11 protein-coding genes are annotated in these 14,386 nt (G+C 35.4%); 4 read left to right on the top strand and 7 right to left on the bottom strand.

What is annotated here, in order from left to right:
• Window positions 1-548: 548 nt before the first annotated feature.
• Window positions 549-1,886 (bottom strand): hypothetical protein, encoded by a 1,338-nt coding sequence (locus APF76_12370; GenBank protein KUO53596.1) that lies wholly within the window; start codon window positions 1,884-1,886, stop codon window positions 549-551.
• 135 nt (window positions 1,887-2,021) lie between these two features.
• On the opposite strand from APF76_12370, the gene APF76_12365 reads away from it, so the two are divergent.
• Together APF76_12365 and APF76_12360 are read left to right on the top strand one after the other, a co-directional pair.
• Window positions 2,022-2,645: a hypothetical protein gene (locus APF76_12365; protein KUO53595.1), complete on the top strand. Its 624-nt coding sequence runs from the start codon at window positions 2,022-2,024 to the stop codon at window positions 2,643-2,645.
• Between the two features lie 11 nt (window positions 2,646-2,656).
• Entirely contained in the window at window positions 2,657-3,763 is a 1,107-nt protein-coding gene (locus APF76_12360; protein ID KUO53594.1) for a hypothetical protein, read from the top strand.
• Window positions 3,764-3,765: 2 nt separating this feature from the next.
• On the opposite strand, the gene APF76_12355 is transcribed toward APF76_12360, so the two are convergent.
• On the bottom strand, window positions 3,766-4,458 hold the full coding sequence (locus APF76_12355) for a hypothetical protein (GenBank protein ID KUO53593.1): 693 nt from the start codon (window positions 4,456-4,458) through the stop codon (window positions 3,766-3,768).
• Between the two features lie 284 nt (window positions 4,459-4,742).
• Between APF76_12355 and APF76_12350 the strand changes: the two genes are divergently transcribed.
• Both APF76_12350 and APF76_12345 read left to right on the top strand, forming a co-directional pair.
• Window positions 4,743-5,456, top strand: coding sequence for a hypothetical protein (locus APF76_12350; GenBank protein ID KUO53592.1), 714 nt, complete (start codon window positions 4,743-4,745; stop codon window positions 5,454-5,456).
• Window positions 5,449-7,032 carry a glycoside hydrolase gene (locus tag APF76_12345; protein ID KUO53591.1) on the top strand — a complete coding sequence of 528 codons (1,584 nt, stop codon included), beginning with the start codon at window positions 5,449-5,451 and terminating at the stop codon, window positions 7,030-7,032. The genes APF76_12350 and APF76_12345 overlap by 8 nt, the downstream gene beginning before the upstream one ends.
• Window positions 7,033-7,119: 87 nt before the next feature.
• Here the strand turns inward: APF76_12345 and APF76_12340 are convergent, their stop codons facing one another.
• From APF76_12340 to gatA, 5 genes are all read right to left on the bottom strand, one after another.
• On the bottom strand, window positions 7,120-9,591 hold the full coding sequence (locus tag APF76_12340; protein KUO53590.1) for a hypothetical protein: 2,472 nt from the start codon (window positions 9,589-9,591) through the stop codon (window positions 7,120-7,122).
• Window positions 9,592-9,603: 12 nt separating this feature from the next.
• A complete protein-coding gene (locus APF76_12335; protein KUO53589.1) occupies window positions 9,604-10,884 on the bottom strand; it encodes a glycosyl transferase family 1 in 1,281 nt (426 codons plus the stop codon).
• Window positions 10,885-10,990: 106 nt separating this feature from the next.
• The gene (locus tag APF76_12330; GenBank protein KUO53588.1) at window positions 10,991-11,359 is read right to left on the bottom strand and encodes a carbohydrate-binding protein; all 369 of its coding nucleotides are present in this window, start codon (window positions 11,357-11,359) and stop codon (window positions 10,991-10,993) included.
• An 89-nt stretch (window positions 11,360-11,448) separates the two neighbouring features.
• Window positions 11,449-12,897, bottom strand: coding sequence for a glutamyl-tRNA amidotransferase (locus APF76_12325; protein KUO53587.1), 1,449 nt, complete (start codon window positions 12,895-12,897; stop codon window positions 11,449-11,451).
• 15 nt (window positions 12,898-12,912) lie between these two features.
• A complete protein-coding gene (gatA, locus tag APF76_12320) occupies window positions 12,913-14,376 on the bottom strand; it encodes a glutamyl-tRNA amidotransferase (protein KUO53586.1) in 1,464 nt (487 codons plus the stop codon).
• Between the last annotated feature and the right edge of the window lie 10 nt (window positions 14,377-14,386).

The raw sequence follows: 14,386 nt of genomic DNA, 5'->3' as shown, positions 1-14,386 counted from the left end.
ATATACAGGATATGAGCATAATCAGAAGTATGACAAATTCAAACTTATTGTTCATTCTACAACTTGATAATACCGTCCTTTAGAGTTAATATGTGATACTACCAAAGGAGGTATTATCATGAATAACATCAGACCTATATTGTATATATAAATTTATTATCAAGGCAGTTCGCAAATCAAAAATGAACTTCGCAAAAAATTATCAGCATATTCTAAGCGACTAGCTGAAAACTCCTGCACCCCTCTTGTGTATATAAGAATTGATACCTTAGACACGCAAATAAAAGAAAATGATGACATCTATAACATTCACTGGTCGTCAGGCTATAATTGTTGCTCGGCTAATTATCATTAACCTACATTTTAAAAATGTTAATTAGCCTATTTTTACAACATTTCTATCTACACAACCTACCTAAAAGCAATCCTGTCTACACAACCTTATGCTTTTTGATAAGTGGATTTATTCCCGTAAACAAGCGATTTGACGCAATTCTGCAAGTACTCTCAAACGTCAAATGCCCTTGTTTTCTACACTTTCGAGCCTTTTACTTTTCAACCTTTGACATCAATGCTACCGTCTCCACATGTGCCGTATGTGGGAACATGTCTACAGGTTGTACTTCTTTTGCTGTATATGATTGGGAAAGTATCGTTAAGTCTCGTGCTAATGTTGCTGGATTGCATGAGACATAGATAACTTTTTTTGGATTAACTGTTAATATTGAATTTAGGAGGTCAGGATGGCAGCCTTTCCTAGGGGGATCAACCACTACTACATCTGGTTGTAGACCCTTTTCGAATAGTTTCTTTGCTTTTACTTCTGCTTTTCCTAATAAAAATTCTACATTAGTTGTTTTGTTTAGGTCGGCATTTCTTCTAGCATCCCCTAATGCCTCTTCTAAAGTCTCGATTCCATAGACCCTTTCTGCCATGTCACTTAGTTGTATAGCGATGGTACCCGTTCCACAATATAAATCGAAAATAGTTTTAGCATCTTCAGTTCCTACAAATTCAACAACAGTCCCATATAACTTTTCTGCCTGAAGTGAATTCACTTGAAAAAAGGAATTGGCTGAGATTATAAAACGTTTGCTATTAAGCTCTTCTATAAAATAATCTCTTCCGTATAAAACTTTACTTTGTGCTTTCCAAGGCAACTTAGAGTCTGCCACTATAAATTCAATGATTGAAATAAGTTTATCTGAATGATTTTTAATTTCTCCTACCATTTTTTCTAGCTTAAATCTATCATGGGTTTTTCCCGAAAATATAAGCCCCAGTAATATTTCTTTATTGAAAGTTGACTGCCTTATCAAAATTCTTTTTAATTGCTTTAAGTTATATACATTTATAAGTTTCTCTACTTTATCCGCTAATCTTCTAACATCTAAAGATACAAGTAAACAGCCCTTACCTGGAACAAAATCATTACTATTCTCCTCATAAAATCCTAACTTAAGCCCCTTCTCTTTGTCTTCCTTTCGGCCCACCTGAAAAATAATCTTATTTCTATATCCCCAGGGGTCGTCCATACCTAAACACTCATTAACTGTAACCTTACTAAAACCACCTATCCTTTGTAATGCATTAATAACTATATTTTGTTTTTCCTTAAGCTGTTCTCGGTAATTTAAATGTAACAATTGACATCCGCCACATTTTTTGTGATTAAGGCATTTTCCATCAATACGAAATGGAGAAACCTCCAGAATTTCTTCTAGAATCGCTTCAGCGTAATTTTTCTTAACTTTATGTAATCTGGCTCTTACAATTTCTCCCGGTAAAGCATCTTTTACAAAAACAGCTAATCCATCATGCCTGCCTACTCCTTTACCTTCATGGGTCAAGCCGGTTATATTTAACTTTATGCTAGAATTATCCATAACATCACATCCTGTTGGTTGAAGTTGTACCTATGTATTAGTAAAAAAATAAGGGGAAAGTTAATAATGTAATAATTAAATTGTTGTTTATAAGACAAACGAAACGTCCCCCTGTCACCCTTCTGGAGGTATAGCATGGTAGTTAATAGTATTTCGTTTTTTCTGGAAAAGTTGCAACGATATCTAGCTCAAGTAGAAGTGTCACCTGATAGTGAAGATAATATGAAGACGGCTTATTTAGATTTGGCTGAGTGCTACAAGCTTTTAGAAGATGATTTGAGTAGATCAGAGAAGCTACCCTTTGAACCATTATCAGAAGCTTTTGCTCTTATAGTTAATGGGCTAAATAGAAATAGTCTAGATAATACAAAAATCGGTATTAATGAACTCCTTAAATTTTATTTACGCAAAATCCAAAAAGCTAATCAAGAGAAATGTACCCATCTCTTTTTAATTAGGATTAACTGTGTCTTTGTTTACAGTCTTCTACCATCTTTTCCTTTTACAGATATGCTCTGGCAATATATATGTAAGTGTATCCAGCCTGTTGGATTTTATCTATTAGAAAAACAGTTAACCGAAGCATGTCTCATATTTTCTGATTATATAGCAATAATGGGAAAAATAGCTGCCCGCGAGGGTTTGCCGACTGATAAGCTCCAGCATTATCTTAGAATGACTGAAACAAAAGCCCTGGAGATTGGTCTTGATCAACTAGCCGGCCATGTAAAAAACCATAGACACAATCTTGAATTATAGGAGAGATTTAATTGTTTGACACAAATTTTTACATATTAATCCTTTTAACCATTAGTGGTACTTTACTTGGTTTATTAGGATCTACAAGTATTTTTGTATCATTGATTGTGCAAAGGAGAGTAGAAAGGCTCCAGGAAATTTTTGAAGACCTTATTAACCTTTCCTTTAACGAAGAAAAAAACTTAACATCTGAAATATTTCAGTTAATAAACCGTTATCAAATGCATTATATATTGCCCCATGGTCCCAGCAATACCATAACCTGGTACATTGATTTCTCAATTGTAATTACCCTTAGCATGTGGATTATATCCATAATATTTGCTATTAATGGCTCCATTACATCTATTACTTTGTTACTACTTTTACCTTTAACTTTTTGTTTTTTTATTTTATTGTTTTTTCGCAAGCTATTGATTAATGCAATAAATCCATTAGATAATCAATTGTTTAATTCTATTCTTCCATCCCCAGTAAAACTTAGAAGTATCTCTTATCTTAGTAATTATGTAAATATATCCGTAAAAGCATTGCTTAAGCAATCAAGACTAAATATTAGTATTGAAAGGAAGACCTCTGAAAGAGATCATCCTAGTATAAAAGGGAAAGTGGTTTTGAAGCAGGAACTCTCTTTTGACGATTTTTATTACTACATTAGTATTTACGACGATAGAAAAACAAATTTTGTTGGCTATGGATACCATGACCTTACTTTTGCTCCAGATAATATTACAAAAAAACCTATTCCCATCTTGAGGAATATTAATATAACACTAGGTTATCTTCTTTGGGACGATCTTAATAACCATTTAATTGTGTCTCTTCTCATTTTTCCTTTAGGAGAAAAAAATCCTATCCAGTTTAACTATGACATGCAGAGAGATGGCAGTTTTTTTGTGCCAAATAAAGATACTAGATGTTTTATAAACCAAAATATTGTTTATAAAATCGAAAAGAAACAGATAAGGCTATTAAACCACGAAAGTAATCTTCCTTATCTTGCAAAGGTGTTTACTTTCTTTAGTAGGAAAAATGAACGTTGTTTTGTACAAGAACCATATAAGGGCTTTAAAAGGCAAAAAATACAAGTATGTAGTGAACAAGCTAAGGTCCTGTAGTTTTAGGTAGTTGAAACATATAAAAGTATAATCATAACTCCATTCCAAAGTCCATGGGCTAACATACAGGAAAACAAGGACCTAGATTTTTCATAAATATAAGCTAACCCTACTCCGCCTAGCAATAATGGAAAGAATCTTAGTACATCAAAGTGCAACAAAGCAAAAAACATTCCTGAGACAATCATTCCAGCTTTTAAACCCCATTTTTCCTTAAATACAGGATATACCATACCCCTAAAAAAGATTTCTTCTCCTATGGGAGCTAGAACTGAACCTATAAAGAGTAAAACAATTAAATCTTTAAAATCTTTTGCCTCAAGCACAAGGCTAGCAAATGGTTGTAATGTAGGGCTAACGGGGAATACTAATTCCATTATTACTCCCGCAAAAACGACCAAGCCAAAAAGTAGGAAACCACCCAATACACCATAAAATATTATCCTGGCAGGCTCCTCAGCTCTTATACCAAGTTCCTTCCAGGTAACTCCTCTGATAATATTAAAATAAATTAAAGCTAGAATAACAGCAGTTGTTTGAAATACAGTACTTATAAGGTATTTTTGGGTAATGACCAAAGTTTCTATAAGACCAGCGGTTAACCAAGTGAAAATATTCGTTAAAATAAAAATAAAACACAATACCAGTAATATATCTAGAATACCCCACTTACCTTTTTTTTCCTTAGTATGCATTCAACCTGCCACCTTCCTATGGGAAAACAACTACATTATAGTATATAGTATTTATTTGGATTATAAAAGATACATATACCGTTTAAGTTAATATGGAAGTTAATGTTTGCTAATGGAGATTAGTTTCTACTTTGCAAAAAATTACAATTTAGTTTATTTGCTTAGACAAATAAACTAATGTCATCAGGGCATACTAAGTTATAGATTTTCGCTATTTTTAGTTACTTCAATTAGTCTGTAACAGATTGTACCAATAAAAATTATACAAAGGAGCTGCATCTTGCATGGAAAATATTATGACTATTATAAGTGTACTGCTACTTATAATTCTAACTATCTATGTAGCATATAAGGCAAAGAATTTCATGGGTAGAAGATTTGAAGATGATGACAAAGAAGAAAGCAGTTTTAGAGCTAGTTCAGAGATGATAAACAGAACATCTCCCTTCAATGCTCAGGCTGATTTTGAGGCTTCTTTAGAACTTTCAGCAAGAAGTGAAACCATTGAATTTAGTCCAATTGAATTTAATATAGAAGATCATACGCAAATAACACTTCTAGTGAGAAACCCTTATTGCCTTTATACCTATTGGCATATCCATCAAGATACAATTAAGAATTTTAAGGCTAAGCGGGGTGAAGGAAGTTGGGAATACTTTCCTTTATATTTAAAATTAGTCAATTTGACTACTCATAAAGACTATTTATTGCCCATCAATAACTATGCCGATAGTTGGTATATTAAAGTGGGTGATCCACAATCGCAATGGCAGGTGTACCTAGGAAAAATGGTTCCTGAAGAAGGATTGGAAATATTTGCTGAGTCCAATATAGTAGTAACTCCCTCTGCTGAACCATCTCCCATCATTGATCCTAACTGGCAGCCAGTTGATGAATTATGGAAGGAACTTTTGGCTAAAGGTTATATAACAGATCTTTTGACAGGAATTAATTCTGAAGAGTTACTTAAAAATAGAAAGGATGCTGAAATTGACTAAAGGATATTTAGCTTTAGTACTTCATGCCCATCTTCCTTATGTACATCATCCATTACAAGAAAATATGCTGGAAGAAAGATGGTTTTTCGAAGCTGTTACTGAGACATATATTCCTCTCATTACGGCCTTCCAAAGTTTGAACAATGAGCATATCGATTATAGAGTAACCCTCTCTTTAAGTCCTCCGCTACTTTCCATGTTTAATAGTCCATTATTGCAGGAAAGATATATTAATCACCTAAATAAATCAAGGGAATTAGCAAATTTGGAATTAGATAGAACAGCAAGTCAGCCAGATTTTCACTATGTAGCCCAGATGTACAAGAAAAATCTAGATACAGCTTATAGTGTTTATCACGATAAATACCAAGGAAATCTTATTAAGGCTTATAAAGACTTAGAGAATGCTGGTGGATTAGAACTAATAACCTGTGCAGCTACTCACGGATATTTGCCATTATTGAACATACACAATCCATCTGTAAAAGTACAATTGCAAGTCGGTGCTGAAGCTTTTGCTGAAAACTTTGGCCATTATCCCAAGGGTATGTGGCTTCCAGAATGTGGTTACTATAGCGGTTTAGATTATGAATTAGCCAATCTTGGAGTTAAATACTTCTTTGTTGATAGTCATGGAATTGTTTTTGCTAGTCCGCGTCCCAAGTATGGTACATTGGCTCCAATAAAAACCCATTCCGGAGTGGCAGCTTTTGCCAGGGATTACGAATCATCAAAGCAGGTTTGGAGCTCAAGTGAGGGTTACCCAGGTGATTGTGACTATAGAGAATATTATAGAGACATTGGATATGATTTAGAACATGACTACGTTAAAAACTATATTCATCCTGACGGCATTAGGGTTAACACAGGATTTAAGTACCATAGAATAACCGGTAAGACAGATCGGAAAGAGTGCTACCAGCCCGATTGGGCAAAAGAAAAGGCAGCAATCCATGCTGGAAATTTTATGTTTAATAGACAGGAGCAAATTAAACACTATGCACATGTTATGGATCTTCCACCTATTATAGTAAGTCCTTACGATGCTGAGTTATTTGGCCATTGGTGGTATGAAGGACCCATGTGGCTTGAATTCTTACTTAAAAAAATACATTATGACCAAAATATTGTTGAAACAATAACACCTGGTGATTATCTTGATAGACATCACAATATTCAAATTAGCACACCGTGTTCATCAAGTTGGGGAAATTCAGGGTATAACGATGTATGGCTTGAGGGAAGTAATGATTGGATATACCGCCTGTTACATAAAGCCGGAAAACAAATGGAACATGTGGCAAAGCAAGCTAAAGGTGCTCAAGGTATACAAAAACGCATTCTCAATCAGGCAGCAAGGGAACTCCTGCTAGCTCAAAGCTCAGACTGGGCTTTTATAATGAAGACAGGTACAATGGTAGATTATGCTAAAAGAAGAATTATCTTGCATTTAGATAATTTCAATCGCTTATTGCATTCTCTAAAAGAAGGGAATGTTGAAACCAAATGGCTGGAAACTATAGAGAAGGAAAATGATATATTTCCAAAGATAGATTATCAAATCTACTGTAGTTAAGTAATAGATTGTTGTTATTCTCACATATTAAAAGGCTATGGATTAATCAATTAGATCCATAGCCTTTGTTTTATTTTTTGTTTTATTTTATGTTTGTAGCATTCTTTGTATTTTATCCTGATAAAATACACCTAATTCTTCAGCTATCTCTTGTGATAAGCCTTCTGTGTATATATTATACTGCGGCTCTTCACAATGGGGTAGTACAAGCGCCCAGCCTTTTTCATGTCTAATTTTTACTCCATCAATTAGCTCAACTGGATATTCCGTGACTTCACTTATTAATGCCCTCATTATTCTGCCCTTTTGCTCCCATGGACAATTAGCAGTTTTCACCTCTAAATGAAAGTCCGGAATTTCGTTTATTAAATCTGCAAGGCTTATATTTTCCTTTACTATAAAATCCATCAGCATAACTGCTGCATAAAGAGAGTCATTTTGCATAAAAAATTGGGAATAGGGCTTTTGTAATTTAGCGATCTCTTCTCTTAAGAGCTCACTCATTACTGCCCATGGTGCCGTTTTAGTTCTAATAACCTTACCGTTGTATTCTTCTCCAATCTTCTCAATTGTTTCCGAAGCTGTTACAGGAACAACTACTGTTCCCCCCTTATTTGCTTTAAAAAGCACAAGAGCCATAAGTACAGTAAACAAATGTTCATCAATTCGCCTGCCGTGGTTATCAATGAGTATTATTCTCTCGCCATTTGCATCAAGAATAATACCAAAATCCATACCTGTATCTGTAATCTCCTTGGACATTTCATCTGACATTAATATCTGCTTTTTAAAGCTTTTATCTTCAAGATGATCATTATTAACGTATTGGAAATCACACTTTAGCCGGCTCGACAACTCCTGGAAGAGGTTCTTCATTACTGCTCCTCTGGTATTTACTAACAGTTTTAAATCTCTTTGCCCTATTTTATCAAAATCAATGCTATTCATTAGATTGTCAAGGTATGAAGAAATAGAGTGCTGCATTAGTACAGTTTCTCCAATCTCCCCTTCCTGGACTCTTCTAAAGTCCTCTCTTATGTAAGTTCCTTCAATTTTTCTTTCCACATCTCTATTTATATTTATTCCCTTACAGTCTACAAACTGAAGCCAGCATTTATCTAGACTATTGTGATCAATCTTAATATGCACCCCGCCTTGGGCGCCAATTCCCCTAACAGCAAACCGATGTATGGGCATTGTTAAATCTCCTAGATCTGATACCTTAACTCCTGTGGACATGAGACCAGAAACAAAGGATCCTTTTAACATTTTAGTTACCAGCTTGCCATCACAGCTAACAGCTACCTGATGCTCCTTTTTGAGAACACTACCGTAGGACGCTCCCAGCTTTGCAGCAAGCTCAGGGGTTATGTCCCAGTTGGTTAATCCTGGAATTCCTTCAATTCCAAATAAGTTTCTATTAGCCTTTTCTCCCCAGACCAAGCTTTCTGACACAATTGCTCCTGTGTTTACTGTCTTAAATGGCCATATTTTTACCCCGGGCTTAATTGTGCTCCTTGAGTTTATATTTGTTCCATCACCTATGGCAGCATCCTGTAGGATTGTAACATTATCTTTAATCGTAACCCTATTGCCAATTAAGGCTCCACTTAGAGATGTCTTCTTACCAATATATACATTGTTCCAAATTACAGTTCGCTTTATTGTCACTTCATCTTCAATTATCACATTATCCCCTAATATAGTAAAAGGTTCAAGGCGTACACCAGCTCCTAACCTGCAGTTATCACCAATCAGCACAGGCCCATTAATGCGTACAGAATTTGCTTTGTTAGCTGCTACTTCTCCATTTAGGGTTCCTTTAATTAAGGTGCCCTTGGGGTTGACATCTACCTTGCCAGCTAAAATATCTTTATGAGATTGTAAATATTGTTCCAGATTGCCTATATCACACCAGTAGCCTTCTAACAAACATCCAAACATGGATTCCTTGTTTTTTAAAAGTAAAGGAAATAAATCTTTACTAAAATCAAATTTCTGCCCCATTTCAAAATAATCAAGTGCTTCTGGTTCTAGAACATAAATACCTGTATTTACCCAATCACTAAAAACTTCACCCCAGCCTGGTTTTTCAAGAAACCGTTCAATACTTCCATCTGGATTTGTAATGACAACCCCATACTCAAGGGGATTAGTTACTGCTGTCAGTACAATGGTGGCAAGCGATTTCTTTTGTCTATGAAAAACTATTGCCTCTTGGAGGTTTAAATCTGTTAGAGCATCTCCACTAACTACTAAAAACGTCTCATCCAAAAATGAACCTGCATTCTTTACACTACCTGCTGTACCAAGAGGAACATCTTCAATAAAGTAGTGTAAGTTGACACCCCACTGTTTTCCATCTCCAAAGTAGTCTGTAATATGCTGTGGTAAGTACTGTAATGTTACTCCAATTTCTGTAATATTAAGCTTTTTAAGCAATTCTATTGCATACTCCATTACCGGCCTGTTTCCTACTGGAACCATTGGTTTGGGTCTGTCACAGGTTAATGGTCTTAGCCTAGACCCTTCACCACCTGCCATGATAATTGCCTTCAAAATAGCTACCTCCTAATTTAGTAAGTTTGATGGTGTATTCCTTGATACATTTAATGTTGGTGATACAATTAATTTTTTTGGTAGGTTCTTTTCCAGGTACCAGTCACTCTTTTCATATTCTTCTTTTATACTCTCATATACTGCATGAGTCTTTTCTGCAATTGATGACCAGTCATATTTGCTAATTACATTTTCACTTGCAGTTCCTGCTAATTTTTGTGCAAATTTCTCGTCTCTTAATATTACTTTTACCTGATTTGCAAGGGAATTCGGATTCCCTGGAGTAAATTTTAATCCATTTTCACCATGCTTGACTATTTCACTTAAACCTCCAGTATCTGAAACAATTACAGGGGTTGCTGAAGCCATTGCTTCTAACGCAACTATCCCAAACGGCTCATAAAGACTTGGAAATATAGCGACATCTGCTCTTCTGTAGAACTGCTTGAGCAAATCATCATCTACATAGCCTGTAAGCTTTACATTTTTTTCTAAGCCCATTCTTATAATTTGATGGTTTAATTGCCCTTCCATGGGACCAGATCCAGCTATAACTAGTTTAATATCTGGTACCTCACGAATAATTAGAGGAATGGAGTCAATCAATACATGAACTCCTTTTTCCCGGACAAGTCTGCCTACGAAAAAAATCATTTTTTCATTTTCATTTACGATATTTTGAACAGTTTTACTAAATTCAATGTTTTGGCTATGTATTTCAGCAAACTGCTTCACATAGACACCATTGGGTATCTTTTCAACTTTATCCTGGGGTATACCAAATAAACCTTTAACTTCCCCTTCCATATGATTGCTACACACTATTAGCTTCCATGACTCGTAACTAAGAAACCATTCAATACTATGAATAAAATTCTGAAGTGGAGAGTGTAAACCTTGGTTCCGCCCTGCCTCTGTAGCATGAATAGTAGCAATCAAAGGAAGTTTATAAGAATGTTTTAAAACTCTCGCAACATATGCTACAAGCCAATCATGAGCATGAATAATATCAAAACCATCTTCATTTAAAACTTCTACTCCTTTTTCTACAAGAGCAAAGTTTAATTGGTTTACCCAATGCATAAAATCTGGAGTCTGTAGTGGAAGTGAGTATACCCTGTGAATATGGATTCCCTGATTTTCTTCATAAAATGGAGCTTCTTCAGCACCCCTTGTCAATATATGTACTTCGTTACCTTTATTAGCGAGTGCCAGAGATAAATCTTTAACATGTCTAGCAAGACCACCCACACTTTGAGGTGGATATTCCCATGACAACATTAGAATTTTCAATCCTCAAACCTCCCAACTCATGTATAGTATATTGTTTGAGAAGGAAGGTTTTTTTATCCGGCAAATCCTATTTTTTGGCAAAAAAAAAGCGAAGTTTCCCTCGCTTTTATCCATTATGAATTTCAAATGTCCAGTTTAATCCATTATTATTATCCCAGTTGTCTGCACTATCTTTGAAGCAAAAATTGAATCTATCTTTATCTTCTACCGGAATAGTCTTTGCCCAACCTCTGGCGGTCCTTTCCAATCTAATGTCCTTAGTTTGATTCCAGTTTTTTGGGCTACCGTATCCACAATGCATATAGACCTGATCTGCCCCATCATTTGCTAATAATCCATAATATAAAAATGTTATTTCTTCACCTGGTGTAACAGGCATGGGATCTACAACGACTCCACCATAGTAATCAGCATCTCGCATCCCTTTTAGTCTCTCATCTGTAGCTGCAAAGCTACTCTTCCTATGATCAACCATCTTTGAAAAACCTCCTATAATTTTTTAAAAGCAAATCCTGTTAATATTATTTTTGATTTGCACTATAATTATAAGAGGAAAAAATATTATTAGTTAATTTTTAAACTGCTTTTTAAAATGGTATTAACCAATTGTGGATTTGCTTGACCCTTAGTTTCTTTCATTATCTGACCCACCATGTAGCCCAATGCTTTTTCTTTTCCAGCAAAATAGTCCTCAACAGATTTCGGATTGTTAACAATTACCTTATCTATTATTTCCTTTAATTTATTTTCATCACTAATCTGACCTAACCCTTGCTCTTTTACTATTTCATAGGGATCTTTTCCGGTTTTAAACATATTTTCAAAAACATCTTTAGCTATCTTTCCACTAATAATTCCTTTTTCTATCATATTTAATAACTCTGCCATTTGTTCTGGTTTGACTAAGCTTTTGCTAACAGGCATTTGTTCAACATTGAGGAGCCTTAAAAAATCAGCCATTATCCAGTTGCTAAGCTTTTTAGGGTTATTATAGGTCTTAAGACCTTCTTCAAAGTATTGCGCCAATCCTTTATCCTTAGTAAGGACCTCAGCATCATAGACAGGGAGCCCAAATGTTTCTATAAATCGGGCCCTTTTCGCCTCTGGCAATTCGGGGAGAGAAAGTTTAATCCTATCTAACCACTTATTATCAACCTTTATAGAAACCAAGTCTGGTTCCGGAAAGTACCTATAGTCATGAGCCTCTTCTTTACTTCTTAATGGAAGTGTTATACCTCTCCCATCATCCCAGGTTCTAGTCTCCTGTATTATTCTTTCTCCCGCATTTAAGAGATTTTTCTGTCTTTCTATTTCATACTCTAGTGCTTTTTGTAAGGTTTTAAAGGAGTTAATATTCTTTATCTCGCTTCTAGTCCCATAATCTTCTGACCCACGAAGTCTAATGGATATATTTCCATCACACCGTAAAGAACCTTCTTCCATTTTACAATCAGATATATCTATATATTGCAGAATTGCTTTAAGATTGGCCAAATATTCTACTGCTTCTTCTGGAGACCTTAGGTCAGGCTCAGAAACTATTTCTATCAATGGAACGCCACCTCTATTAAAATCAACCAATGTAGTTTCTGATTGGGAAATGGTATCTCCTTCATGGGTTAATTTACTCGCATCCTCTTCAATATGTATCCTGGTAATTCCAATTCTCTTTACTGTATTCTCTGTTTCAATTTCTAAATAACCATCCTGGCAAAGGGGCAAATCGTACTGACTAATCTGATAAGCTTTTGGTAGATCGGGATAAAAGTAATTTTTCCTATCTAGCTTACTATATCCTGCAATCTTACAATTCAGGCTCACACCAGCTAAAACCGCATATTCTACCACCTTTTTATTAAGGACAGGCAATACACCAGGCATTCCTAGGCAAACAGGACATACCTGAGTATTAGCCTTGGCACCAAACTCAGTACTACAACCACAAAATATCTTACTTTTAGTTTTTAATTCTACATGTACCTCAAGTCCTATAACAGTTTCATACATTATCATCACTCCCAACCCTGATTAATCTTCTATACTTGGCTTGCTTTTATACCAACTGTTATTCTGTTCATATGCATAAGCAGCCTTGAGAATTGTACTTTCATCAAATGGCTTACCCATTAACTGTAGTCCCACAGGTAACCCATTGCTAAAACCACACGGAACCGAAATAGCTGGGATGCCTGCCATGTTTGCAGGTATTGTAAATAAATCTGCTAGATACATTGATAATGGATCATTAATCTTTTCACCTAAATTAAAGGCAACAGTTGGGGATGTTGGCGTTAGTAAACAGTCATATTTTTGGAAAGCCTTATTTAAATCATTTTTAACAAGTGTTCTTACTTTAAGGGCACGTAAATAGTAAGCATCATAGTATCCAGAACTTAAAACGTAGGTTCCCATAATAATTCTTCTTTTAACTTCAGTACCGAAGCCTTCTTGACGTGTCTTGCGATACATGGTTAATAAATCATCTGCAACAGGAGTCCTATACCCATAACGAACACCATCAAATCTAGCAAGATTAGAACTTGCCTCTGCTGGAGCTATTATGTAATATGCAGTTAGGGCATGCTCAGTATGTGGTAAACTGCATTCCTCCACTAAAGCACCCATACTCTCTAGATCTGCTGCAGCCTTCATCACAACATCCTTAACCTGAGGGTTAAGTTCATCTGGAAAGTATTCTTTGGGTATGCCAACTTTTAGACCCTTGATACCCTCTTTTAGATTTTTACGATAATTGTCAACTGGAATATTAGCAGAAGTAGAATCAAATGGATCTTGTCCAGCAATAGTTTCTAAAACAATAGCTGCATCTTCTACACTCTTTGTAATTGGTCCAATCTGATCTAGGGATGATGCATAAGCTACCAATCCATATCTCGATACCCTGCCATAAGTAGGTTTAAGTCCCACAACTCCGCAAAATGAAGCAGGCTGCCGAATACTTCCACCAGTATCTGAACCAAGTGCAAAGAAAGCCTCATCAGATGCAACACTAGCAGCTGAACCTCCACTTGAACCTCCCGGGACCTTTTTTAAGTCCCATGGGTTGCAGGTTTTGAAAAATGCTGAGTTTTCTGTAGAAGAACCCATTGCAAACTCATCCATATTCAGCTTACCTAAAAGGATAGCTTTTTGTGCGTTAAGTTTCTCTATAACAGTAGCATTATATGGAGACACAAAGTTTTCAAGGATCTTGGAGCCACATGTGGTTTTTATTCCATCTATACACATATTGTCTTTTATAGCCATTGGAATACCGGCTAGCGGAGATAGCTTCTTCTCACTATGTATTTCATCGTCGATTTCTTTCGCTGCCTGAAGTGCTTTTTCTCCAGTAACTTCTATATATGCTTTTACCTTACTATCACTTTTTTCAATTCTTTTCAAAACAGATTTTGTAACATCTGTAACGCTTATTTCATTACTTTTTAATTTATCTTGTATTTCTGTGATGGTATAATTATATAACTCCATACCCATACCT

It is taken from the genome of Desulfitibacter sp. BRH_c19, from assembly GCA_001515945.1.
Lineage (GTDB): Bacteria > Bacillota > DSM-16504 > Desulfitibacterales > Desulfitibacteraceae > Desulfitibacter.
This window is presented reverse-complemented; position numbering and strand designations above follow the sequence as displayed.

Bases quoted from the DNA above. Each gene is read 5' to 3' on its own strand.
- APF76_12370 (KUO53596.1), bottom strand. From the start codon at position 1,886: ATGGATAATTCTAGCATAAAGTTAAATATAACCGGCTTGACCCATGAA.
- APF76_12365 (KUO53595.1), top strand. From the start codon at position 2,022: ATGGTAGTTAATAGTATTTCGTTTTTTCTGGAAAAGTTGCAACGATAT.
- APF76_12355 (KUO53593.1), bottom strand. From the start codon at position 4,458: ATGCATACTAAGGAAAAAAAAGGTAAGTGGGGTATTCTAGATATATTA.
- APF76_12350 (KUO53592.1), top strand. From the start codon at position 4,743: ATGGAAAATATTATGACTATTATAAGTGTACTGCTACTTATAATTCTA.
- APF76_12330 (KUO53588.1), bottom strand. From the start codon at position 11,359: ATGGTTGATCATAGGAAGAGTAGCTTTGCAGCTACAGATGAGAGACTA.
- APF76_12325 (KUO53587.1), bottom strand. From the start codon at position 12,897: ATGATAATGTATGAAACTGTTATAGGACTTGAGGTACATGTAGAATTA.
- gatA (KUO53586.1), bottom strand. From the start codon at position 14,376: ATGGAGTTATATAATTATACCATCACAGAAATACAAGATAAATTAAAA.